Origin of the sequence: Shinella sedimenti (assembly GCF_022601905.1) — a bacterium.
Classification (GTDB): Bacteria; Pseudomonadota; Alphaproteobacteria; order Rhizobiales; family Rhizobiaceae; genus Shinella; species Shinella sedimenti.
Genome location: NZ_JAKVIN010000001.1, coordinates 67,899 through 89,593 on the forward strand (window position 1 = coordinate 67,899; position 21,695 = coordinate 89,593).

At 61.0% G+C, this 21,695-nt stretch carries 24 protein-coding genes and 2 tRNA genes; 14 read left to right on the forward strand and 12 right to left on the reverse strand.

Going from position 1 to position 21,695, the window contains the following annotated elements:
* The first annotated feature begins 35 nt into the window (after window positions 1–35).
* From ilvA to MKI86_RS00325, 3 genes are all read left to right on the forward strand, one after another.
* Window positions 36–1,283 (forward strand): threonine ammonia-lyase, encoded by a 1,248-nt coding sequence (gene ilvA, locus MKI86_RS00315; protein ID WP_241595644.1) that lies wholly within the window; start codon window positions 36–38, stop codon window positions 1,281–1,283.
* A 62-nt stretch (window positions 1,284–1,345) separates the two neighbouring features.
* Complete coding sequence (locus MKI86_RS00320; RefSeq protein WP_241595647.1) at window positions 1,346–1,660, forward strand: HlyU family transcriptional regulator; 315 nt, start codon at window positions 1,346–1,348, stop codon at window positions 1,658–1,660.
* 142 nt (window positions 1,661–1,802) lie between these two features.
* Window positions 1,803–3,050: a GGDEF domain-containing protein gene (locus tag MKI86_RS00325; protein ID WP_241595649.1), complete on the forward strand. Its 1,248-nt coding sequence runs from the start codon at window positions 1,803–1,805 to the stop codon at window positions 3,048–3,050.
* Here MKI86_RS00325 and MKI86_RS00330 read toward each other — a convergent pair.
* Window positions 3,047–3,508, reverse strand: coding sequence for an Lrp/AsnC family transcriptional regulator (locus tag MKI86_RS00330; protein WP_241595652.1), 462 nt, complete (start codon window positions 3,506–3,508; stop codon window positions 3,047–3,049). The two genes, MKI86_RS00325 and MKI86_RS00330, sit on opposite strands and share 4 nt — an antisense overlap.
* A 160-nt stretch (window positions 3,509–3,668) precedes the next feature.
* On the opposite strand from MKI86_RS00330, the gene ald reads away from it, so the two are divergent.
* Entirely contained in the window at window positions 3,669–4,787 is a 1,119-nt protein-coding gene (ald, locus tag MKI86_RS00335; RefSeq protein WP_241595655.1) for an alanine dehydrogenase, read from the forward strand.
* Between the two features lie 67 nt (window positions 4,788–4,854).
* On the opposite strand, the gene MKI86_RS00340 is transcribed toward ald, so the two are convergent.
* From MKI86_RS00340 to MKI86_RS00370, 7 genes are all read right to left on the reverse strand, one after another.
* A complete protein-coding gene (locus MKI86_RS00340) occupies window positions 4,855–5,415 on the reverse strand; it encodes an OmpA family protein (protein ID WP_134651861.1) in 561 nt (186 codons plus the stop codon).
* Between the two features lie 147 nt (window positions 5,416–5,562).
* On the reverse strand, window positions 5,563–6,144 hold the full coding sequence (locus MKI86_RS00345; protein WP_241595658.1) for a GNAT family N-acetyltransferase: 582 nt from the start codon (window positions 6,142–6,144) through the stop codon (window positions 5,563–5,565).
* 2 nt (window positions 6,145–6,146) lie between these two features.
* Window positions 6,147–7,001 (reverse strand): 3-mercaptopyruvate sulfurtransferase, encoded by an 855-nt coding sequence (gene sseA, locus MKI86_RS00350; protein ID WP_241595661.1) that lies wholly within the window; start codon window positions 6,999–7,001, stop codon window positions 6,147–6,149.
* A gap of 12 nt (window positions 7,002–7,013) precedes the next feature.
* Window positions 7,014–7,757, reverse strand: coding sequence for an alanyl-tRNA editing protein (locus tag MKI86_RS00355; RefSeq protein ID WP_370879848.1), 744 nt, complete (start codon window positions 7,755–7,757; stop codon window positions 7,014–7,016).
* A 5-nt stretch (window positions 7,758–7,762) separates the two neighbouring features.
* Window positions 7,763–8,803 (reverse strand): cysteine synthase A, encoded by a 1,041-nt coding sequence (locus MKI86_RS00360; RefSeq protein ID WP_241595664.1) that lies wholly within the window; start codon window positions 8,801–8,803, stop codon window positions 7,763–7,765.
* A gap of 125 nt (window positions 8,804–8,928) precedes the next feature.
* Window positions 8,929–10,194 carry an SAM-dependent methyltransferase gene (locus MKI86_RS00365; RefSeq protein WP_241595667.1) on the reverse strand — a complete coding sequence of 422 codons (1,266 nt, stop codon included), beginning with the start codon at window positions 10,192–10,194 and terminating at the stop codon, window positions 8,929–8,931.
* A 35-nt stretch (window positions 10,195–10,229) separates the two neighbouring features.
* Window positions 10,230–10,415: a hypothetical protein gene (locus MKI86_RS00370; RefSeq protein WP_241595670.1), complete on the reverse strand. Its 186-nt coding sequence runs from the start codon at window positions 10,413–10,415 to the stop codon at window positions 10,230–10,232.
* A gap of 15 nt (window positions 10,416–10,430) precedes the next feature.
* Here MKI86_RS00370 and MKI86_RS00375 point away from each other — a divergent pair, with 15 nt between their 5' ends.
* On the forward strand, window positions 10,431–10,634 hold the full coding sequence (locus MKI86_RS00375; RefSeq protein ID WP_241595672.1) for a hypothetical protein: 204 nt from the start codon (window positions 10,431–10,433) through the stop codon (window positions 10,632–10,634).
* A 68-nt stretch (window positions 10,635–10,702) separates the two neighbouring features.
* The gene (locus MKI86_RS00380) at window positions 10,703–10,894 is read left to right on the forward strand and encodes a hypothetical protein (protein WP_241595675.1); all 192 of its coding nucleotides are present in this window, start codon (window positions 10,703–10,705) and stop codon (window positions 10,892–10,894) included.
* A gap of 152 nt (window positions 10,895–11,046) precedes the next feature.
* Here MKI86_RS00380 and MKI86_RS00385 read toward each other — a convergent pair.
* Window positions 11,047–11,121, reverse strand: a tRNA-Asn gene (locus MKI86_RS00385).
* 164 nt (window positions 11,122–11,285) lie between these two features.
* On the opposite strand from MKI86_RS00385, the gene MKI86_RS00390 reads away from it, so the two are divergent.
* Both MKI86_RS00390 and MKI86_RS00395 read left to right on the forward strand, forming a co-directional pair.
* On the forward strand, window positions 11,286–11,579 hold the full coding sequence (locus MKI86_RS00390) for a hypothetical protein (RefSeq protein WP_241595678.1): 294 nt from the start codon (window positions 11,286–11,288) through the stop codon (window positions 11,577–11,579).
* Window positions 11,580–11,634: 55 nt separating this feature from the next.
* Window positions 11,635–12,114, forward strand: a complete 480-nt coding sequence (locus tag MKI86_RS00395; RefSeq protein ID WP_241595680.1) for a DUF2938 domain-containing protein — start codon at window positions 11,635–11,637, stop codon at window positions 12,112–12,114.
* 55 nt (window positions 12,115–12,169) lie between these two features.
* Here the strand turns inward: MKI86_RS00395 and MKI86_RS00400 are convergent, their stop codons facing one another.
* Window positions 12,170–12,493 carry an RcnB family protein gene (locus tag MKI86_RS00400; RefSeq protein ID WP_241595682.1) on the reverse strand — a complete coding sequence of 108 codons (324 nt, stop codon included), beginning with the start codon at window positions 12,491–12,493 and terminating at the stop codon, window positions 12,170–12,172.
* A gap of 280 nt (window positions 12,494–12,773) precedes the next feature.
* On the opposite strand from MKI86_RS00400, the gene MKI86_RS00405 reads away from it, so the two are divergent.
* Window positions 12,774–12,847: transfer RNA gene (locus MKI86_RS00405), tRNA-Cys, on the forward strand.
* 120 nt (window positions 12,848–12,967) lie between these two features.
* Window positions 12,968–13,462, forward strand: a complete 495-nt coding sequence (locus MKI86_RS00410) for a YciE/YciF ferroxidase family protein (protein WP_241595684.1) — start codon at window positions 12,968–12,970, stop codon at window positions 13,460–13,462.
* Window positions 13,463–13,528: 66 nt separating this feature from the next.
* On the opposite strand, the gene exbD is transcribed toward MKI86_RS00410, so the two are convergent.
* Both exbD and exbB read right to left on the reverse strand, forming a co-directional pair.
* Window positions 13,529–13,957: a TonB system transport protein ExbD gene (gene exbD / locus MKI86_RS00415; RefSeq protein WP_241595687.1), complete on the reverse strand. Its 429-nt coding sequence runs from the start codon at window positions 13,955–13,957 to the stop codon at window positions 13,529–13,531.
* A gap of 4 nt (window positions 13,958–13,961) precedes the next feature.
* Window positions 13,962–14,939: a tonB-system energizer ExbB gene (exbB, locus tag MKI86_RS00420; protein ID WP_241595690.1), complete on the reverse strand. Its 978-nt coding sequence runs from the start codon at window positions 14,937–14,939 to the stop codon at window positions 13,962–13,964.
* Between the two features lie 312 nt (window positions 14,940–15,251).
* On the opposite strand from exbB, the gene MKI86_RS00425 reads away from it, so the two are divergent.
* The 4 genes from MKI86_RS00425 to MKI86_RS00440 all read left to right on the forward strand — a co-directional run bounded on the left by MKI86_RS00425 (window position 15,252) and on the right by MKI86_RS00440 (window position 21,612).
* The gene (locus tag MKI86_RS00425) at window positions 15,252–15,905 is read left to right on the forward strand and encodes a protein-L-isoaspartate O-methyltransferase family protein (RefSeq protein WP_241595693.1); all 654 of its coding nucleotides are present in this window, start codon (window positions 15,252–15,254) and stop codon (window positions 15,903–15,905) included.
* 240 nt (window positions 15,906–16,145) lie between these two features.
* Window positions 16,146–16,931, forward strand: a complete 786-nt coding sequence (locus tag MKI86_RS00430) for a PopZ family protein (RefSeq protein WP_241595696.1) — start codon at window positions 16,146–16,148, stop codon at window positions 16,929–16,931.
* Between the two features lie 139 nt (window positions 16,932–17,070).
* Window positions 17,071–19,998, forward strand: coding sequence for a valine--tRNA ligase (locus tag MKI86_RS00435; RefSeq protein WP_241595699.1), 2,928 nt, complete (start codon window positions 17,071–17,073; stop codon window positions 19,996–19,998).
* A gap of 345 nt (window positions 19,999–20,343) precedes the next feature.
* Window positions 20,344–21,612: an OmpP1/FadL family transporter gene (locus MKI86_RS00440; RefSeq protein WP_241595702.1), complete on the forward strand. Its 1,269-nt coding sequence runs from the start codon at window positions 20,344–20,346 to the stop codon at window positions 21,610–21,612.
* Window positions 21,613–21,695: the final 83 nt, after the last annotated feature.

Genomic DNA, 21,695 nt, shown 5'->3' on the forward strand with positions numbered 1-21,695 from the left:
ACCGAACCGCATCCCAACCGAAGACGGACCACAGCATGACATCCGACGTCGACGCAGCCCTGGAGGCCTTGCGCGGGCTTTTTTCCGAAACGCCGCTCCAGCTCAACGAACATCTCTCCGCCCGCTATGGTGCGGAGATCTATCTCAAGCGCGAGGATCTCTCGCCTGTGCGCTCCTACAAGATCAGGGGGGCGTTCAATTTCCTGCGCAAGGTGCTGGCCGATCCACAGGGCGCACGCAGCTTCGTTTGCGCCTCGGCCGGCAACCACGCACAGGGCTTCGCCTTTGTCTGCCGCCATTTCGGCGTGCCGGGCGTCGTCTTCATGCCGGTGACAACGCCGCAGCAGAAGATCGACAAGACCCGCATGTTCGGCGGCGAGTTCGTCACGATCCGGCTCGTTGGCGACTTTTTCGACCAGTGCTACAAGGCGGCCCGCGACCATGCCGAGGCCACCGGCGCGCTGATGGTTCCGCCCTTCGACCACGTCGACATCATCGAGGGGCAGGCGACGGTCGCGGCCGAGATCGCCGCACAGCTCGGAGAGGGCAGGCTGCCAGATCTCGTGGTGCTGCCGGTTGGCGGCGGGGGGCTGGCCTCCGGCGTAACGGGTTACTTCAAGGATGTCATCGATCCCACGGGTTTCCTGTTCTGCGAGCCGGAAGGCGCGCCGAGCCTCAAGCGCAGTCTCGAGAGCGGCGCGGTCGTGACGCTCGACAAGGTGGACAACTTCGTCGACGGGGCGGCCGTCGCGCAGATCGGTGCGCTCAACTTCGACGCCCTCAAGCGCTTTTCGTCCGACCAGGTGATGCTCCTGTCCGAGAATGCGATCTGCGTCACGATGGTCGATATGCTCAATGTGGAAGGTGTCGTGCTCGAGCCGGCAGGGGCGCTGTCTCTGACGGCGCTGGAGGCGCTTGGGCGTGAGGCGCTTGAAGGCAAGACGGTGGTCGCGGTCGTCTCCGGCGGCAATTTCGATTTCGAGCGCCTGCCTGATGTCAAGGAACGCGCGATGCGCCATGCGGGTCTGAAGAAATACTTCATCCTGCGCCTGGCCCAGCGTCCCGGTGCGCTGCGCGACTTCCTCAACATGCTCGGTCCCGACGACGATATCGCCCGCTTCGAGTATCTGAAGAAATCAGCCCGCAACTTCGGCTCCATCCTGATCGGCATCGAGACGAAGGCGCCGGAGAACTTCACGGCGCTGAGGGCGGCTTTCAATGCGGCAGGGCTCGGCTATCAGGACATCACCGAAAACGAGATTCTCGCCAACCTCATCATCTAGGAGAACCGTCAGCATGGCGCTCTGCACTTGGAGGGCGCCATGGCCTGTGGTAGCAATCGGACATGGCTTCTTTCTTCTCAAAACTCTTCGGTCGCGGCGGCGGCTCGGCATCTCCGGCAAAGGTTGTCGAGGAAACCGAGGCCTATAACGACCTTCTTCTCGTCGCAGCCCCGATCCAGGAGGGCAGCCAGTACCGTCTTGCCGGGCGAATCGAAAAGCACGACGGCGACAGGGTTCTGGTCCGCAGCTTCATCCGCGCGGATATATTCACCTCGCGCGACGATACGGTGGCCACGGCTTTCCGCAAGGCCAAGCAGATCGCCGACCAGCATGGCGCATCGCTTTTTGCCGATGGCGTGGAAAGCCGGCAGGTCTGACGTCCAGGCGATCGAAACCATTATTCGAAAAAATGGCAACCGTTGCTTTAGGGCGCTGGAGAACCGGCGTATTTGCCTGTATCGGCTGAAACATCACTGAATGAGGCGGCCGAAAGGCGGTCGATGACGCGACGGGCCGGACATGGGAACTGAAAATCTGATCTTGCTTCTCATCGAGGCCGGATTCTATTTCGTGTTCATGGTGGCGATCCTGCATCTGCGCCACCAGCTTGGCATCGGTGTCTTCGTCGCCGCACTCGGCGTGATGCATTTTCTCGAGACCTATCTCGCCGCCGTCTTCTATATCGAATTGCCGTTTGGCGTGATCTCACCCGGCTCGTCCGTGCTGTTTTCCGGCAAGTTGATGATGATCCTGCTCCTTTATGTGAAGGAGGATGCGGCTGTCGTCCGCGCGCCCATCTACGGACTTCTCGCCGGCAATTTCCTGACGGTGGGATTGAGTTTCTTTCTGCGCCACCATCAGACCATCGGCGCGGTGCCCGGGCGCGTCGCGGACCTCGCCTTCATCGACGAGATGGGCTGGCTGATGCTGTGGGGCACGATGCTGCTCTATGTGGATTCGCTCGCCATTATCCTGCTCTATGAGCGCCTCGGCCGCGTCTTCAAGAAGAGCACGACGATGCGTTTCTTCGTCGCCGGCATCGCAGTCCTCACCTTCGACCAGATCGGTTTCTACGCGGCGCTGAATTTCCTCAACGGTGCGCCGATCGCCGTTTTCTGGGGCGGCTGGATCGCCAAGATGATGGCGGCCTGCGCCTATGCCGTGCTGATTTCGGTATACCTCTATTATTCGCGTATCTCGGCCATTCCGGTTTCGCCTCGGCCGATTGCCGATATCTTCGCCGATCTCACGTTCCGCGAACGCTACGAGGATTTGCTGGACCGCTCGGGTCGGGATGCGCTGACGGGTGTCTATGATCGCAGCCGGCTGGAGTTCGAAGCGCCGCGCATGCTGTCATCCATGATGGCCGCGGGCAAACCCATGGCGCTGATGATCGTCGATGCCGATCATTTCAAGGACATCAATGATCATTTCGGCCATCTCGCCGGCGACAGTGTTCTCAAGGACCTCGCGGGCCGGCTGCAGGCGTCGGTGCGCAGCGGCGACCGCGTCTTCCGCTTCGGAGGCGAGGAGTTCGTGGTGATCTGCGAGGATCTTGAGCCGGAGGCCGGGCGGGCGCATGCCGAGGCGCTTCGCGCGTTGGTGGAAGCCGAAATTCGCCGACCGGACGACATAGCCGTGACGGTCAGTATCGGCGTTGCCAACAGCTACACGGATGGCACGACACTGAATGCGCTGCTGTCGGCAGCCGACACTCGTCTCTACGCCGCCAAGAGTGCGGGCCGCAACCGCGTCGTAGCGCGCTAGATCCCGACATTCGGCCGGTCGATGACCTCGCGAAGGGCAAAGCTCGAGTTGATCTTCACGACATGGGGCAGGGCGGAAAGCCAGTCTCGGTGGATGCGCTCGTAGTCCTCCAGATCCTTCGCCGCGACGCGCAGGATGTAGTCGTATTCTCCCGACATCAGGTAGCAGACCAGCACATTGGGGCAGAGTTTCACGGCCGCCTCGAACTCCGTGAGCGTCTTGGCGAACTGCCCGGACAGCGAGATGTGCACGATGGCGATCATTTTGTAATCGAGCGCCTTGGCCGATACGCGGGCATGATAGCCTGTCACGACGCCGGATTTTTCGAGAATGTCGAGGCGGCGCGAACAGGCCGATGGCGAGAGCCCGATGCGCTCGGCAAGCTCCGCGTTTGAGATGCGGCCGTGCTGCTGAATGACCTTCAGGATCGCAGTATCGATAGCATCGAGTTGAAACATTCGAATTTCCTTCGGAATTTCTGCCCTTTTTCGAATATTATTCGATATGGGCCGCCTGCGTAAAGCCGCTTTGCAAGGACATTGCGCGCATCCTCTGCTTCCATTGATGTCCGCCTACGCGGCGGGAGGAGCAACGGAAACAGACTGGGAAGGAACGCGCATGCGTGTCGGTTGTCCGAAGGAAATCAAGAATCATGAATATCGGGTCGGCCTGACGCCCGGTGCGGTCCGTGAATATGTCGCCCATGGCCATGAGGTCATCGTCGAGACGGGGGCGGGCGCCGGCATCGGCGCCGATGACGATGCCTACCGCGCCGCTGGAGCGCGGATCGTCGCCGCAGCGTCGGACATCTTCCAGAAGTCCGACATGGTTGTGAAGGTCAAGGAGCCGCAGCCAAGCGAATGGGCGCAGCTTCGTGACGGTCAGATTCTCTACACCTATCTCCATCTTGCGCCGGATCCCGAACAGACCCGCGGCCTGCTAGCGTCGGGCGTGACGGCCATCGCCTACGAAACGGTGACCGACGACCGCGGCGGCCTGCCGCTGCTGGCGCCGATGTCCGAGGTCGCCGGGCGCCTCTCCATCCAGGCCGGTGCCACCGCACTCCAGAAGGCCAACGGTGGTCGTGGCATTCTGCTCGGCGGTGTGCCGGGCGTGTTGCCAGCCAAGGTCGCCATTATCGGTGGCGGTGTGGTGGGCCTTCATGCTGCCAAGATGGCGGCGGGGCTCGGCGCCGATGTCGCGATCCTCGACCGTTCCATTCCCCGCCTGCGCCAGCTTGACGATCTCTTCGGCGGCCGCATCCATACGCGCTATTCGACAATCGATGCGCTGGAGGAGGAGGTTTTCGCCGCCGATCTCGTCATCGGTGCGGTGCTCATCCCCGGTGCTGCCGCGCCGAAGCTTGTCACGCGCGAAATGCTGTCGGGTATGAAGAAGGGTGCTGTTATCGTCGATGTCGCGATCGACCAGGGCGGCTGCTTCGAGACATCTCATGCTACCACCCATTCCGAGCCGACCTTCGAGGTCGACGGCGTGGTGCATTATTGCGTCGCCAACATGCCGGGCGCGGTTCCGGTCACCTCTGCACATGCACTCAACAACGCAACGCTGCACTACGGCCTGCAATTGGCCGACAAGGGCCTGAAGGCCATTGCCGAGGACAGGCACCTTCGCGCCGGCCTCAACGTGCACAGGGGGCGTGTGACGAACGGGCCTGTCGCCGATGCGCTGGGTTACGAATCGGTCGCACCGGAGGCGGTTCTCAACGTCGCTTAAGCGGTAACACGGAAACGAAAAGGCCCGGATCGCTCCGGGCCTCTCACGTTCTGCATATGTGGTGCGATCAGCGCACGAACTCGTCGATGCGGCGCAGCGTGACGCGGCGATTTCGCCATTCCTCAAGCTGGGTCTGAACCAGTAGGTATTCCTCGCCGTAACCGACCGTTTCGAGCGCGCGGGCGGGGATGAGGAATTCACGAACCAGGACGCGCTTCAGCGATTCGGCGCGACGTTCCGACAGGATCTGGTTAGATTCGAAGGAGCCGACCGCATCGGTATGGCCTTCGATGAGGAACACGGCATGACGCCGGCGGCGTAGCAGCTGTTCCATGGCGCGCGCGATCTGGCGCACCTTGCGATACTCCGAATGCGGGATTTCCGCCGAGCCGAAAGCGAAGTTAATCGACTGGATATTGATGGAGGGGGCGGCGCCACGCAGGTCCGGCCGGCGCTTGAACTCACGGATCGTCACGCGGTCCTGTTCGCGCATGCGCCGCGTCGGGGCGGCGTCGAGCCGACGCAGGATGACGTCTGCCGACGGCGTTTCCTGGGCAAAGGCGAGGCTCGAAAGGGCCGGAGCGGCGAAGGCGGCGGAAAGCGCGGTTAGAAAGGCGCGGCGTTGCATGCTTGTCTCCTATCTCTTGATCATCTGTTGGCGTGAAGATGCCATCTGCGATCTGAAGCAGACCTGAACCCTGCCTTTATCTCCCGTTCAGATTGTTTAACGCCGAGTGGAGAAGCATCCGGTTCCTGCCAGAGGTTGTGCTCGACCTCAGGCGGGGGCGAGACAGTCACGTTTGGCCAGCTCCAGCAACTCGGCATCAGAAAGCGGGACTAGCTGCGCATCCTGCGTACCCACAGGCGAAAAGCCGAACATCTGGTAAAGCTGGAGCGCGCGCGGATGGTCGAGATTGTTCGTGGTGACACTGACGCGCTTCGGCCCGAGGGTCCAGGCGGCATAGAGTGTCTGGAGCAGGAACCATTTGCCAATGCCAAGCCCGAGCGCATGCTCGAACAAGCCGAAATGGGTAAGCTCCACCACATCGCCATCGAGCTGGAGCAGTTCGAAGAAGCCTGCCGGTGCACCGTTCACGTAAAGCACGGTCACGCTGTTGCGCTTGTCGTGCAATGTCGCGGCCAGCGTTTCGTCGTCCATGCGCAGGCGATCGACCCAGTGCCAGCGGCTGCCGACCTGCCGATAGAGAAAGCGGTAGAAGGCGAGCGGAATGTCCGGCGCGTTCAGGATCGCCGTGTGCACATTGACGGGCACCGGCAGGCTCTGCTTCGGCGGAGCGGTCATTTCAAGCGCGGTGATATGAACCGCGATCGGGGCGGGTGTGACTTTCCTTGCCATGCTCAGTCTTTCCCCGTCACGACCGGCGTATCATCGCGCCCGCCCCATTGCGACCAGGAACCGTCATACAGCGTGTTGTCCTCGTGCCCGAGCGAATGCAGTGCCAGCGTGATGATCGCGGCTGTCACGCCCGAACCGCAGCTTGTGACGACAGGCTTGGACAGATCGATCCCGGCCTCCTCGAAAAGGCCGCGCAGTTCATTGAGATCCTTGAAATGGCCATCGACCGAGAACGTGCCCGACGGCATGTTCTTCGCCCCCGGCATATGGCCTGAGCGCATGCCGGCGCGGGGTTCGGCTTCCTCGCCGGTAAAGCGACCGGGACCACGGGCGTCTGCGACTTGACGCGCGCGTGTCGTCACGATCCCGCGCATCTCCTCGAAAGAGGTGACGGCATAGGGGTTGAAATTGGTATGGAATACTGCGGGTGCGGGTTCCGGCAGATCCGTCTGGAGCGGTCGGCCCTCCTTCTTCCATCCGTCCAGCCCGCCATCCATGACGAAGACGTTTTTGGCGCCCATCACGCGGAACAGCCACCAGACGCGCGGGGCGGTGAATATGCCGGGCCCGTCGTAGACGACGATCGTATCCGTATCGGCAATGCCGAGCTTGCCGACTTCGGACGCGAAGAACTCCGGCGAGGGCACGGTATGGGGCAGGCCGCTGGAATGGTCGGCAATGACATCCTGATCGAAGAAGACGGCGCCGGGAATGTGACCGCTCGCATATTCGGCAGCACCGTTGCGATTTTGCGCGGGCAGATACCAGGCGGCATCCACGATACGGAATTCCGGTGCGCCCAGCTGCTTTTCAACCCAATCCGCCGAAACGACGAATTTGCTTTTATCCTTGGACATCAGGTCCTCCTCTCAGGCATCCGAACCGGGCGCACCGAAACGGATGCGGAACCGACGGTTCTCCTTGCCCTTCTTGTCTATCTTCGCGATGTGAATGGCGCCGACTTCCTGCGTTTCGGAAACATGCGTGCCGCCGCAGGGCTGGCTGTCGACTGACGAATTTTCACCGATGCAGACCAGACTCACCCGTCCAAGTCCGGTCGGCGGGCGCACATTCTTCGATTTCACAATGCCGGGATTGGCCGCCAGTTCCGCATCCGTGATCCATTGTACGAAGATCGGGTGGTTTTCGCCGACCAGCCGCATCAGCTTTTCCGTCACCTCGGCCTTGTCGATGGTGTCAGCCATGTCGAAATCGACGCGGCTTTCGTCCTCGCCGACGGCGGCGCCGGTGATGGGATAGGGGCAGACGACGGAAAGCAGGTGGCAGGCCGTATGCATGCGCATCAGCTTGTAGCGCCGCGCCCAGTCGATATGTGCGACAAGCGTTTCGCCCACGATGGGCAGGGTCTCGTCGGCAAGCGGGCGATGAATGATGATTTCCTTGGTCGCGCCGGTCACGGCAGGACCAAGCGCTATTCTGCTGCCGTCCGAGCGCTCGAGGAAGCCGGTGTCGCCGGGCTGTCCACCGGATGTGGCGTAGAAGCAGGTCTGGTCCAGCTCGATGCCGCCGTCCGCATGCACCGCCGTCACCACCGCCTCGTTTGTCGAAAGATAGAAATCGTCGCGAAACAGGGCAGTGGTGGCTATGGACATGAGACCTATTCGACCGGCTGGTAAGGGACCTTGATCCCCGATTTCGCCTTCAGCCATCCCGGGACGGGCAGGCCCTTCGAATCAAGGAAGTCCGGGTTGAAGAGTTTCGACTGATAGCGGTTAGCATAGTCGCACAGGATCGTCACGATCGTATGGCCGGGGCCGAGATCCTTCGCCAGGCGGATGGCGCCAGCAATATTGATGCCCGACGAGCCGCCGACGGCGATGCCTTCGTTCTCGATCAGGTCGAAGATGAGCGGAACGGCCTCCGCATCCGGGATCTGGTAGGAATAGTCAGGCGTGAAGCCTTCGAGGTTCGCAGTGATGCGGCCCTGACCGATGCCCTCGGTGATCGAGCTGCCCTCAGACTTCAGTTCGCCATGGGCGTAATAGTTATAGAGGGCAGCACCATTCGGGTCGGCGAGGGCGATCTTTACATTCGGGTTCTTCGCGCGCAGGCCTTCCGCCACGCCAGCCAATGTACCGCCAGAGCCGACGGCGCAGACGAAGCCGTCCACCTTGCCATCGGTGTCGCGCCAGATCTCGGGTGCCGTCGTTTCGACATGGGCTGCGCGGTTGGCGACGTTGTCGAACTGGTTGGCCCAGATCGCGCCGTTCGGTTCCGTCTTCGCCAGCTGTTCGGCGAGACGGCCGGAGAGCTTCACGTAATTGTTCGGGTTCTTGTAGGCTACGGCCGGCACTTCGACGAGTTCGGCGCCGAGCCCGCGAATGGCATCCTTCTTTTCTTGGCTCTGGGTTTCCGGAATGACGATCACCGCGCGGTAGCCGAGCGCACGGGCGACCAGCGCCAGCCCGATGCCGGTGTTGCCGGCCGTGCCCTCGACGATGACGCCGCCGGGACGCAGCTTTCCGGCCGCTTCCGCCTTGCGGATGATCGAAAGCGCCGCGCGGTCTTTCACGGACTGGCCGGGATTGAGAAATTCCGCCTTGCCGAGGATCTCGCATCCCGTTGCCTCGGACGGCCCCTTGAGGCGGATCAGCGGCGTGTTGCCGATGGCATCCAGAACAGACGGAAGAATGGACATGGCAGACGAGCCTCGCATGTGGTTTGCCTTGGTGGGAAACGTCTTTTCGGCCGGCAGGCGCCGGTTTGCAAGAAATCTTGTTCCTGCGAAGCGTTCATCCTGAGGGATTTTTTCCACTAGGCGGGTCAGGCAAGGGGGCGGGTATAGACCACCTGCCGAACATCGATGTTTTTCGCCCTGAACCCTGCCTCGCAGTAATAGAAATAGAACTCCCACAGCTTGCGGAAGCGTTCGTCGAAGCCGAGCGGGACGATGCGCTCCCACGCGGCCCAGAAGCGGTGCCGCCATTCGGCGAGCGTGCGGGCATAATCGTGGCCGAACCCCATGTCGGAGGCGGTGAACAGGCCGGATTGGCGGCCGAGCGCGGCGAGGTGCTCCCGCGTTGGAAGCATGCCGCCAGGAAAGACATACTTCTGGATAAAGTCCGGGTTGGCGCGGTAATCCGCATAGGCTTCCTGCAGGATGGTGATGATCTGCAGGCCGGCGCGCCCGCCGGGCTTCAGGCATTCATGCAGCTTGGAGAAATAGGCCGGCCAGTACTTTTCCCCCACCGCCTCGAACATTTCGATGGATACTATGCGGTCATAGGTGCCCTTCTCGTCGCGGTAATCCTGAAACTTCAGTTCCACCCGGTCGGAAAGACCCGCCTTGGCAATGCGCTCGCGAGCGAAGGCAAGCTGCTCGCGACTGATCGTCAGGCCCGTGACCGTGCAACCGATCTCGCCGGCTGCGAATTCGGCGAAGCCGCCCCAGCCGCAGCCGATCTCCAGAACATGGTCTTTCGGGCCGATACCGGTCGCTTCCGCCAGTGCGCGGTACTTCGCGACCTGCGCCGATGTGAGGTCGTTTGCGCCGCGCGTGTAAAGCGCCGACGAATAGGTCATCGTCGGGTCGAGCCACTGGGAGTAGAACTGGTTGCCGAGGTCGTAATGCGCCGAGATGTTGCGCTGCGCGCCACGGCGCGTGTTGGTGTTCAGCCAATGACGGAATTTCTCGACGAGAAGAAAGAGGCCGCGGGGGCCGTTGGCGTAATTACGCCCGACCTGCGGATTGATGAGGACAAGTTCGAGAAAGGCACCGGCATCGGGGCTTTCCCAATCGCCGTCCATATAGCTTTCCGCGACCCCGATCGTGCCGCCGGTGACGGCGCGGTGAACGAGGTTCCAGTTATTGAGTGTCACGGCGGCGGCCGGTCCCGGTCTTTCGCCTTCGATCACGAAGACTTGTCCTTCAGGCAGCGTCATGGCGAGCGTGCCCGCCTCGATGTCCAGAAGTCCCTTCAGCACGAGGCGCGCGCGCAAGGGCAACGCCTTCGTGCGCTCCGCAAACGTCTCCCGCGTCAGCCGCTCGTGGCCGGAAAATGCTATGTCTGCAACGTCTTCACTCGTCATCGATTGCCCCTCTGCCAACCCGATGTCGAGGAAGGCTAACGCCAATGTGGCGAAACACCAATACGAAAATCGTGCTGAAGTGGATCATCTGCATATGCCGGGGCTGTGCGAAAAGCGCCGACCTTTAACGGCCTGTTAGCAAAGATGGTTAATTTTGCGTCTATCGGACGATCGGCTGAAACCAATTTCGTTTTCGTCCGTTGCATGTCCAGTTCGATCATGAAGGGAGGAGCTCCATGCTTTTCGGATTCTTTCAGGCCAGCACAGATGCAGACGACGATATCGCCACAGGCACCTATGCCGACGGCATGATCGAGGTCATGCGCAGCGATCCTTCCGCCGGTTCCCGCGAGCGCAGCCAGGCGTTCCGCCGCCGTCACGAGCGCGACTATGGCGCTGTGCGCACGGCAGGCCAGACGGGCGCCGGAATGGTTGCCTAATATAAAGAACGGTCGGGAACAAAGTGCGGCCCGGCCGATTTCTCCCGTGATTTACGAGGAGGCCCGCCATGACCGAACATATCAACAATCGCCAGCTCGGAAAAACGCAGAGCCGCGCCGTCATCGACGTCGCGGCTCATTGCCAGAAGAACGGTGTCGACAAAGCGCAGGAGCGCAAGCTGCTGCAGCTCCTCGGCCGCTTCGCCAGCCGCCATGAACTCCAGATGAACATCAAGCGTCAGCCTGAAAATCTGCGGTAATCGGACCTGAAAATCTGCGGTAATCGGAAATGTAACCGGACGGGCACGTCTGCATGACGTGCTTCACGGTGTCTTCTGTGAACAAGAGTTTTGGTGGATCGTCCAGAAACTGAAAAGGGGCCTCGCTATACAGCGCGGCCCCTTTCAGAATTTGGCTCCCCGGGCCGGATTCGAACCGGCGACCTGTCGATTAACAGTCGAATGCTCTACCGCTGAGCTACCAGGGATCATCCGCTCGCTGCGGAGTGAGCGCGTAATACAAACGCCTGATCGATTTGCCAAGCGCTTTTTGACAAAAAAATGCAATGGGCTTGATTGATTGTGGAGAAGTCTCCAACTGGGGTGAGGAAGAGCCCTGGTATTCCGGGCTTTACAAGAAAATGAGCCGTGAATGTCCGTGCGAAAATCCAACATGCATTTCGGGATCGATCCTAGGACACGGCAGATCGTCATCGGTTCGCTCAGGATCAAATTGCCGGAATCACGCTGGCTACGCACGCTCATCGGTGTGCTTCTGATGATTGGCGGCCTGCTGGGCTTCCTGCCGGTGCTCGGATTCTGGATGCTGCCGCTCGGCCTGCTCGTGCTTTCCCATGATTCCCATTTCGTGCGCCGGCAGCGCCGCCGCCTCGCCGTGTGGTGGGCGACACGCAAGATGCGACGCGACGGCCGCCGCCAGCCTTGATTGCCTCTCCCATACGAACCTGCTCTAAACGCGAAGCTGGTTCGTGATGGGGGAAATGATGGAATTGCTTTTGAAGGGTGTCCTGATCGGGACGGGCGCCACGCTCCTGATGGATATATGGGCGATCCTGCTGTGGAAGGTCTTTCGCCAGCCGCGGCCCAATTGGGCGCCCGTCGGGCGCTGGTTCTGGCATCTGAAGAACGGAACCGTCTTTCACGACGATATCGGTCGCGCTGCGCCTTATGAACACGAGCTGGCACTGGGATGGATCGGCCATTATGCCGTCGGTATCCTTTACGGCGTGATGCTCGTGCTGATCGTCGGGCCGACTTGGCTTGCCGCGCCGACGTTCCTTCCGGCGTGGATCTGGGGCGTCGTCACGGTGGCTGCGGGCTGGTTTCTGTTGCAGCCGGGCCTTGGCATCGGGATTGCCGCTTCGAGGCTGCCGAATGCCAACACGGTGCGGATCTTCAACCTGCTCGCCCATACGGTCTTCGGACTGGGGCTTTATGCAACGGCGCTGTTTTTGCGCTGAAACGTCAAAACGCCACCGCGGCCGAGGGCTACGGTGGCGTTTTGTCTTATTACTCTTACCGGGCTGCGGCGACGCCGAGAATCAGGCCTGATGCAACGCTCAGCAGAAGATAGGTGTTGTCGACCTTCACCCACTGCTGGCCGCGGCCGGGCTTGCGCAGACCGTGGCGGTGGTAGTCACGCACCGGAGGACGGCGCTTCCAGTCGGAATAGCGCTGGCCCTTGCTCCAGTGGTGCCGCTTCTTCTTGTAGTCGTTCTTCTTCCAGGAGGAGGAATAGCCCGGCTTGCGATCATGGCCATGCTGCTGCGCCTGCGCCATCGGTGCGGCCGCGAAGGACAGGGCGACGGCGGCGAGAAGAGTGCGGGTGAAGAGCTTCATGTGAACGTTTCCTCGTTGTTGATGAGGAGACCCTATTGCGGACAGGATGAACGAAAACTGAATGCACACATTACATTCCTGTAAGGAAAACAATATATTAGATTGGTCTTTTTCATTCTCTACATTGGCAGTGTCAAGCCGGGCAGGGCAGTTACGTCCTGCCGCGACGGTTTCAGGAGCCGTCTCAATGAAAAAAGGAAGGCAATCGCAGCGAAGCCCCTTGCGCGCACTCTCAATTCGTTCTAAACGCCCGGCACCACTCGCTTTATAGCAAACGGACGGCCTCGTGGCGGAGTGGTTACGCAGAGGACTGCAAATCCTTGCACCCCGGTTCGATTCCGGGCGAGGCCTCCACTCTCTTCCCCAAATGTATCGATAGGTGACGGTCGTCGTGCGACCTATTTTGCCGACGGGCCGGAACGTTTCCCCGGTCGATGGATTTTCCTCGGGTCATTACCTCAAAGGAGAGACCCCATGAAATCGCTGTCCGACATTTTCGAACATACGCTGCAGGACGTCTACTACGCTGAGAATGCCATCACCAAGGCTTTGCCAAAGGTGGCCAAGGCCGCGGGAAGCGCGGAGCTTCGCAAGGCCGCCGAGGACCATCTTGCGGAAACCAAGGAGCAGATCAAGAAGCTGGAGCAGGTCTTCAAATCGATCGGCAAGACGGCATCCGGCGAGAAGTGTGATGCCATCGAAGGGCTGATCAAGGAGGCCGACGGTCTCATGAAGGACGCCAAGGGCACCGCGCTCGATGCCGGACTGCTGGCCGCGTGCCAGGCCGTGGAGCATTACGAGATCGCCCGGTACGGGTCGCTGAGGGAATGGGCCAAGGACCTCGGCCATGACGAGGCGCACAAGATCCTGAGCGAAATCCTTGACCAGGAAAAAGCGACGAACAACAAGCTCACCAACCTTGCCGTCACCGCCATCAACAAGACGACGGCAAAAGCCAAGGCCGCCTGAACGGTGAAGTGGTAGATCAAGGTAGTATTCATGAGAGGCACGCCGCAGGGCGTGCCTCTCATGCGTTTACTGCGCCGCAGCGCCTTCCAGGCCGACTAGGGCGATCTTGCCGTAGCCCGCGGCGCGCAGCAGGTTCATCACATCCATGACGCTGCCATAGTCGACGCTCTTGTCGGCGCGCAGCAGGATTCGCGTATCCTTGTTGGCCTCGGTCACCGCATCGAGTTCGGGACCGAAATTATCCCGCGCAATCTCGCCGTTGCCGATGGAGACCGTGAGGTCCTTCTTCAGCGTCATGAAGACCGGCTTGTCTTCCCGCGGCGTCGGCTGGGCGACGGAGGAGGGCAGGTCGACATTGATATCGACGGTGGCCAGCGGGGCCGCGACCATGAAGATGATGAGCAGCACGAGCATGACGTCGATGAACGGCGTCACGTTGATTTCGCTGTTCTCCTCGAGATCGTCGCCGCCGCCTTCCTTGATCTTGCTGGCCATGACGTTACCCGACCTTCGCGATGGTGCCTGCGGCGCGCTGGGCGTGCTGGCGGTGGGCGCGGCGCACATCGAGATCGCGGCTGGCAAGCCGTTCGATCGCGGCTGAGGCGTCGCCCAGCTTCTGGCGATAGCCGGTGATGGCGCGGGCGAGGAAGTTGTAGATCACAACGGCCGGGATAGCGGCGACAAGGCCGATGGCGGTCGCCAGCAGTGCCTCGGCAATGCCGGGCGCTACGATGGCGAGGTTCGTGGTCTGCGCCTTCGAGATTCCGATGAAGGAGTTCATGATGCCCCAGACCGTGCCGAACAGGCCGACGAAGGGGGCCGTCGAACCGATGGTCGCAAGCAGGCCCGTTCCCTTGGCGATGCTGCGGCCGGCATGGATTTCCATGCGGGAGAGACGCGATGCGATGCGCTCCTTCACGCCGCCGTCGGAGACGTGGTCGAGAACGCCTTCCGACGCGCTCATTTCCGCGCGTGCCGCCTGCGTCATGCGGCCGACGATGCCGCGCCCGACGGCCGCTTCGCCATCAACGAGGCCACGTGCGGCGACAAGTTCGCGAACGGCAAGGCTTGCCGAGCGCTGAGCTGCACCGAGTTCGGCCAGTTTCACCAGCAGCACAGTCCAGGTGACGACGGAGGCGAAGGCAAGGCCGAGCATCACGCCCTTCACCACGATATCCGCCGCCATGAACATGCCCCAGGGCGACAGATCGTGCGGCAGGCCGGCCTGTCGCTCGTCAGCCGCCGCCTCGTCTGCATCGAGCGCGTCGAGTTCGGTGGCGGCCTCGACCGAATTATCTGTCGTCGCCGGTTGTGAGGTGGTTTGCGTCGTGACCGTCGGCGTGGAGCCCTCGGTCTGGCTAGCTTCCGGCTGGCCTTCCGTCTGGACCGACGGGGTCTGTGCCTGCGCCAGAACGATATTCGGGGCGGTGATCGCCATCAGGATGATCGCGAATAGCAGTCGAGACCGTTTCAGCACGGCGTATTCCTCTTGCGTCTTCAAGTTCAAGAGCCCGGGAAGGGCGAGGGCACGGCGCAGGCGCCGTAAAACATGAGTGTCCAATACGACATTTCCGGTGCTTGAAGCAATAATATGTTGACTGTTTTATTCATGATAACCCGCCGCAATCCAAACCCTGAGGGTGCACTCGGGAAACGTCGCGGTTTTTGCGCGCAATCTCCTTGCGCCACTGGACACCCGGCCCGAAAGCGCACTAAGAGAACTGCGATGCATCCGGCACCGGACCGGGCCTTTGCGCCGGTTCACGCCGTCTCACTTCAAGGGCTAGAGATGATTGACTACAAAGCAGCGCGCACGAAGATGGTGGACAACCAGATCCGTACGACGGATGTGACGTCGCACGAAGTGCTTGACGCCTTCCTGACCGTTGCGCGCGAGGAGTTCGTGCCCGCGGCTGCAAAGCCGCTCGCCTATATCGACAACGACATTCAGCTGACGGCCGGCCGCTATCTGATGGAGCCGTCGCCTCTCGCCAAGCTCATTCAGCTCGCCGAGATCGCGACAAGCGATGTGGTGCTGGAAGTGGGCTGCGGCACGGGTTACGCCTCGGCGATCCTGTCGTTGCTGGGCAGCTCCGTCGTGGCCCTCGAAAGCGATGCGGAACTTGCCGCGACCGCGACGGAAACGCTCGCGCGTCTCGGCTATGACAATGTCGCCGTCGTTACCGGCGATCTCGAGGCCGGCTATGCGGCTGAAGCACCCTATGACGTGATCTTCGTGCACGGCGCTGTCGAGTTCGTGCCGGAAGCGCTTTTCGCGCAGCTGCGCGACGGTGGCCGCCTCGTCGTCGTGGAAGGCTATGGCAATGCTTCGCAAGCTCGCCTCTATATCAAGGAAGGCGGTCGCGTTTCCGAACGCTATGCCTTCAATACGGCCGTCAAGCCGCTGCCCGGCTTCCGCAAGGCCAAGGATTTCGTTTTCTGACGAGACCCTTTCCGGAACAAGATTCGAAGAGCCCGCAGCAACCGCCGCGGGCTCTTTCTTTTGCCCGGCCGCAAGGCATCGCGCAGGCCACGGCCTTGGCAGGGTAAACAAATCTGTGCATCACTAGTGACACATGATTCGCGGCGATTTAGTTCGTCGGTGAACTCGCCTAGGGTCTTCAGCAGGTCCGGCATGCCACGTCTTGTGCGTCGCGGCCGCCGCGAGAGAACGGGGATAAAAATGGCTCAGCCAAATGTAGCGCGTGAACCGTCCATGGATGAAATCCTGGCGTCCATCCGCAAGATCATCGAGAACAACGAGGCGCAGCCGGATCTCGCTCCCGATGCACAGGACGACGGTTTCGACATCACGACGGAAAGCCATTCCGCGCTGCCGGAACATACCGCCATGATCGAGCGCTTCAGGATGGAAGAGCCGCGGCAGGCTCCGGTCGAGCCCGTGATTCGTCACAGCGAACCTGCACAGCCGGCGCTTTCTCTGGCCGACGTCGCCGCCCGTGTTCGTGCCGCCTCCGAGCGTCACGTCGCTGCGCATCGCGAGCCAGTCGAAAGCGAGCCGGTCGTTCCGTCGCCTGTCTCCCGTGAAGAGAGCCCGCTCGTCACGAGCCGCATGTCCGCAGGCGCCGGCCGGCTTCCGTCCGCCGAAGAGCCTGTTGCCCGCATGGAGCCCGTCGTTGAACCGGCACTCGCGCTGGTATCCGACCCTCAGCCGGCTCCGGTCGAGACCGCTGATGTGCAGCCGGTCCAGCAGGAAGAGGCCGCCCCGACCGAGGTCAACAGGGACATTGCAGCGCTGGTGTCGCCGGCTGTCGGCGAACGTGTGGCGCTGTCCTTCGGCGCTCTTGCGCAGGCCGTCGATGCCGGCCCGCGCCGCTCCTTCGACGAGATTGCCGAGGACATGCTGCGCCCGATGCTCCAGGAATGGCTGGATGACAACCTGCCGACGCTGGTGGAGCGTCTCGTGCGTGAGGAAATCGAGCGGGTGGCGCGCGGCTCTCGCCGCTGATCGAAGACGCCGCTTCCGAAACAGGATACGATTTGAGCCGCACCGGACCCCCGGGGCGGCTTTTCTTCTGATATTGTTGACTTCATGCCGGCCATCCGGTTTACAAACTTCACCGATAAACAGCAGGCCACGCACGAAAATGCTTGAGAAAAATTACGATTCCGCAGCGGTCGAGCCGCGCATTGCCAAGGCATGGGAAGACGCGGATGCCTTCCGCGCCGGCGAGGGCTCCGAGCCCGGCGCCGAGACCTTCACCATCGTTATCCCGCCGCCGAACGTGACAGGCTCACTGCATATGGGGCACGCGCTGAACAATACGCTCCAGGACATCATGGTCCGCTTCGAGCGTATGCGCGGCAAGGACGTGTTGTGGCAGCCGGGCATGGACCATGCCGGCATCGCGACCCAGATGGTTGTCGAGCGCAAGCTCGCCGCCGAAAAGCTGCCGGGCCGTCGCGAGATGGGCCGCGAGGCCTTCATCGAGAAGGTCTGGGAATGGAAGGCGGAATCCGGCGGGCTGATCTTCAACCAGTTGAAGCGCCTCGGCGCCTCCTGCGACTGGTCGCGTGAGCGCTTCACCATGGATGAGGGCCTGTCCGAAGCCGTTCGGGAGGTCTTCGTTTCGCTTTACAAGGAAGGCCTGATCTATCGCGGCAAGCGTCTGGTCAACTGGGATCCCAAGTTCGAGACGGCGATTTCCGACCTTGAGGTCGAGAACAAGGAAGTCGACGGTCATATGTGGCACTTCAAGTACCCGCTGGCCGACGGGGCGACCTATACCTATGTCGAGAAGGACGCCGATGGTAACGTCGTCTTCCAGGAAGAGCGCGACTATATCTCGATCGCCACGACGCGCCCCGAAACAATGCTGGGTGACGGTGCCGTCGCGGTTCATCCGACGGATGAACGCTATGCGCCGATCGTTGGTAAGCTCTGCGAGATCCCGGTCGGTCCGAAGGAACATCGCCGTCTGATCCCCATCATCACGGACGAATATCCGGAAAAGGATTTCGGCTCGGGTGCGGTCAAGATCACCGGCGCGCATGACTTCAACGACTATCAGGTTGCCCGCCGCAACAACATTCCGCTGTATCGCCTGATGGATACCCGCGCGGCCATGCGCGCCGATGGCGAACCCTATGCCGTCTATGCGGCGCAGGCGCTGGAAATTGCGCGCACGGGTGCGGTTCCCACCGAGGCCGAGGTTGATGACATCAACCTCGTTCCCGACGAATATCGTGGTCTCGACCGCTACGAGGCGCGCAAGCGTATTGTCGATGCGATCAATGCCGAGGGACTTGCCGTCACCGTCAAGGATGCCGAAGGCAACGACATTCCCTATGTCGAGAACAAGAAGATCATGCAGCCCTTCGGCGATCGCTCCGGCGTCGTCATCGAGCCGATGCTGACCGACCAGTGGTTTGCCGACGCCAAGACACTGGCGGAGCCGGCCATTGCCTCCGTCCGCGAGGGGCGCACCAACTTCGTTCCAAAGAATTGGGAAAAGACCTATTTCGACTGGATGGAAAACATCGAGCCGTGGTGCATTTCGCGCCAGCTCTGGTGGGGTCACCAGATCCCGGCCTGGTACGGCCCGGACGGCCAGGTCTTCGTCGAAAAGACCGAAGAAGAGGCGCTTCACGCTGCCATCCAGCACTACATTGCCCATGAAGGGCCGTGGAAGGCGTGGGTCGAGGAGAAGCTGGAGAATTTCGCGCCGGGCGAGATCCTGACGCGGGACGAGGATGTGCTAGACACCTGGTTCTCTTCCGCGCTCTGGCCGTTTTCGACGCTCGGCTGGCCGGAACAGACGAAGGAACTGGAAAAGTACTACCAGACCGATGTTCTCGTCACTGGTTTCGACATCATCTTCTTCTGGGTTGCCCGCATGATGATGATGGGCCTGCATTTCATGAAGGACGGGGCCGGCAACCCGGTCGAGCCGTTCCACACGGTCTATGTTCACGCCCTCGTGCGCGACAAGAACGGGCAGAAGATGTCGAAGTCGAAAGGCAACGTCATCGACCCGCTCGAACTGATCGATGAATACGGTGCGGATGCGCTGCGCTTCACGCTTGCCATCATGGCGGCGCAGGGGCGCGATGTGAAGCTCGACCCGGCCCGGATCGCCGGCTACCGCAATTTCGGCACCAAGCTCTGGAACGCCACGCGCTTCGCCGAGATGAACGGCGTGGCGAGCGACCCGAAGTTCGTGCCGGAGACCGCATCGCTCACCATCAACCGCTGGATTCTGACGGAGCTCGCCCGCACGGCGCGGGATGTCACCGAGGCGATCGAGACCTACCGCTTCAACGATGCGGCAAGTTCGCTTTATCGCTTTGTCTGGAACCAGTTCTGCGACTGGTATCTCGAACTGCTGAAGCCCGTCTTCGGTGGCGAGGACGCGGCGGCCAAGGCCGAATCCCAGGCCTGCGCGGCCTATGTTCTGGAGGAGATCTACAAGCTGCTCCATCCGTTCATGCCGTTCATGACCGAGGAACTGTGGGCGCACACCGCCGGTGAGGGCAAGAGCCGCGACGGCCTCATCTGCCACGCCGACTGGCCCGCTCCCGCCTACGCCGACGAAGCGGCTGCCGACGAGATCAACTGGCTGGTGGATCTCGTTTCCGGCCTCCGCTCGGTGCGGGCGGAGATGAACGTGCCGCCGAGTGCGACGGCACCGCTCGTCATGGTCGGCACCAGTGCGCAGACGAAGGGCCGGCTGGTCACACACGATTCGGCCATCCGCCGTCTCGCACGCGTTTCAGAAATCCGGCTCGAGGATACGGCTCCGAAGGGTGCTGCCCAGATCGTCGTCGGCGAGGCCACGGCCTGCCTGCCGCTTGGCAGCCTGATCGATCTCGCCGTGGAGAAAGCCCGCCTCGAAAAAGCAATCGACAAGGCGAAGGCAGAGGCCGCACGTATCGAAAGCAAGCTTTCGAACGAAAAGTTCGTCGCGAATGCCAAGCCGGAACTCGTGGAAGCGGAACGGGAACGCTTTGCGGAACTCGAGCAGCAACTTGCCAGCCTTGCCTTGGCGCTTTCGCGGGTCAGCGAAGCCGGCTGATTCCCGATTGCCTAACCTGCGAAACCGCGCCGAAACCTTTCGGCGCGGTTTTGTATTTGAGGGCGGGGCACAAAAGCCCCGCTGTATCAAAAATGTGACATCGCGCCTCTCAATGGAAACCGCCATCTCAATTTCAGGAATTATTAAGTGATTCTTGGAAAGATTTTCCGGAGACCTCGCATGTTGAGGGGCTTCAGAAAAAGCTTACGTAATTTTGCGACCTGCGCTGGAAAACACCGCGAAAAACTGGGGTTTGCCAAGTCGGATGTCGTCTTCGATAGTCTTGATGGACAGGCGTGTGCGAGGGGCACTTTCGGCACGTCGCTATTCGCAGGGGAGGATCGCATGCGTAAGAAGAATTTCGGCCTCGGGGCCATGACCGCCGCCACGCTTTTGGCGGCCACATCCGCACAGGCAGGCGGCCTTGAACGGGGCGGCTACAATATCGACCTCCTGTTCGATCCTTCGGACTACGTCATCGATTCGTCCGTGACCTACGTCAATCCGCAGCGCAAGCTGAACAATGTGCGGGATACGGAATCCGCCGACGGTATAGACACCGGTCGTCCAAGCAATGGCATCCGCGCCACGGAAGGATATTGGGTTCCACGGATCGGGTTCAAGGCCGGCCTTGGTGAGGCAGTAGACTGCATGTTCGACTATTCGCAGCCTTGGGGCGCGCACCTTAATCAGGGTCGAAACTGGGTCGGTGCGAATGAAAACATCGAGACGAAGATCAAAAGCAACAATTATGCGACGACGTGCTCTTATTCTTTTGATATGGGGCCAGGACAGTTCCGCATTATCGGGGGCGCCTTTTATCAGGAGCTTTCGGGTTTTCAGGATCGGTTGGCAGCGGACGTTCCCAGCTTTCTTGGTACGGGTGTTGGGCACCTTGAAATGAAAGGCGATGGTTGGGGCTGGCGTGCTGGCGTTGCTTATGAAATCGAAGAATATGCTTTGCGAACCAGTCTTGTCTATAATAGTGCAGTCAATCTAAAAGACATTACCGGTACGCTTGATCTGACACAGGTGCCAGATTTTATTAAGCCCGGCTACACCGGAATGACGCATTCGGTCTACGGTTCGACGAGTATGCCCGATTCGCTCGAACTGAAATTTCAGACTGGTGTAGCGCCTGGTTGGCTCGTTTTCGGTTCCGTTAAGTGGACTGACTGGAGCCAACTACAAAGCCTGCCATTTTGCGCGACTGCTACGAAGGGCGCTGTTTCGTGTGTCACTAAGGACGCGTCCAATCCGGTATCGGGCGAGCTCACTTCAATCGACCTGCTTTATCGCGATGGCTGGACGATTTCAGGCGGTGCGGGTCACAAGTTCAATGAACAGTGGAGCGGTGCAGCAAGCCTGACTTGGGATCGCGGCGTTAGCACGGGGATTGGTACGCACACCGACACCTGGACGCTTGGCGCTGGCGTCGCCTATACCCCGACGGAGAACATCGAGCTCCGCCTGAGCGGTGCCTTGGGCCTCCTGACCAGCGGCTCCTCCCGCGAGATCGTCAAAGACGGCCGCGCTTACGGCCAGCGCGCCTCCTACGATTTCGACAACGACCTGGTTTCGGCCATTTCAACCTCCCTTAAGGTCAAGTTCTGACCTTAAGGGAAGCCTTCAAGACAAAAGGCCCGGCGCAATGCGCCGGGCCTTTTTCTATTGCGAAGGTCTTTCTGAGCTAAACA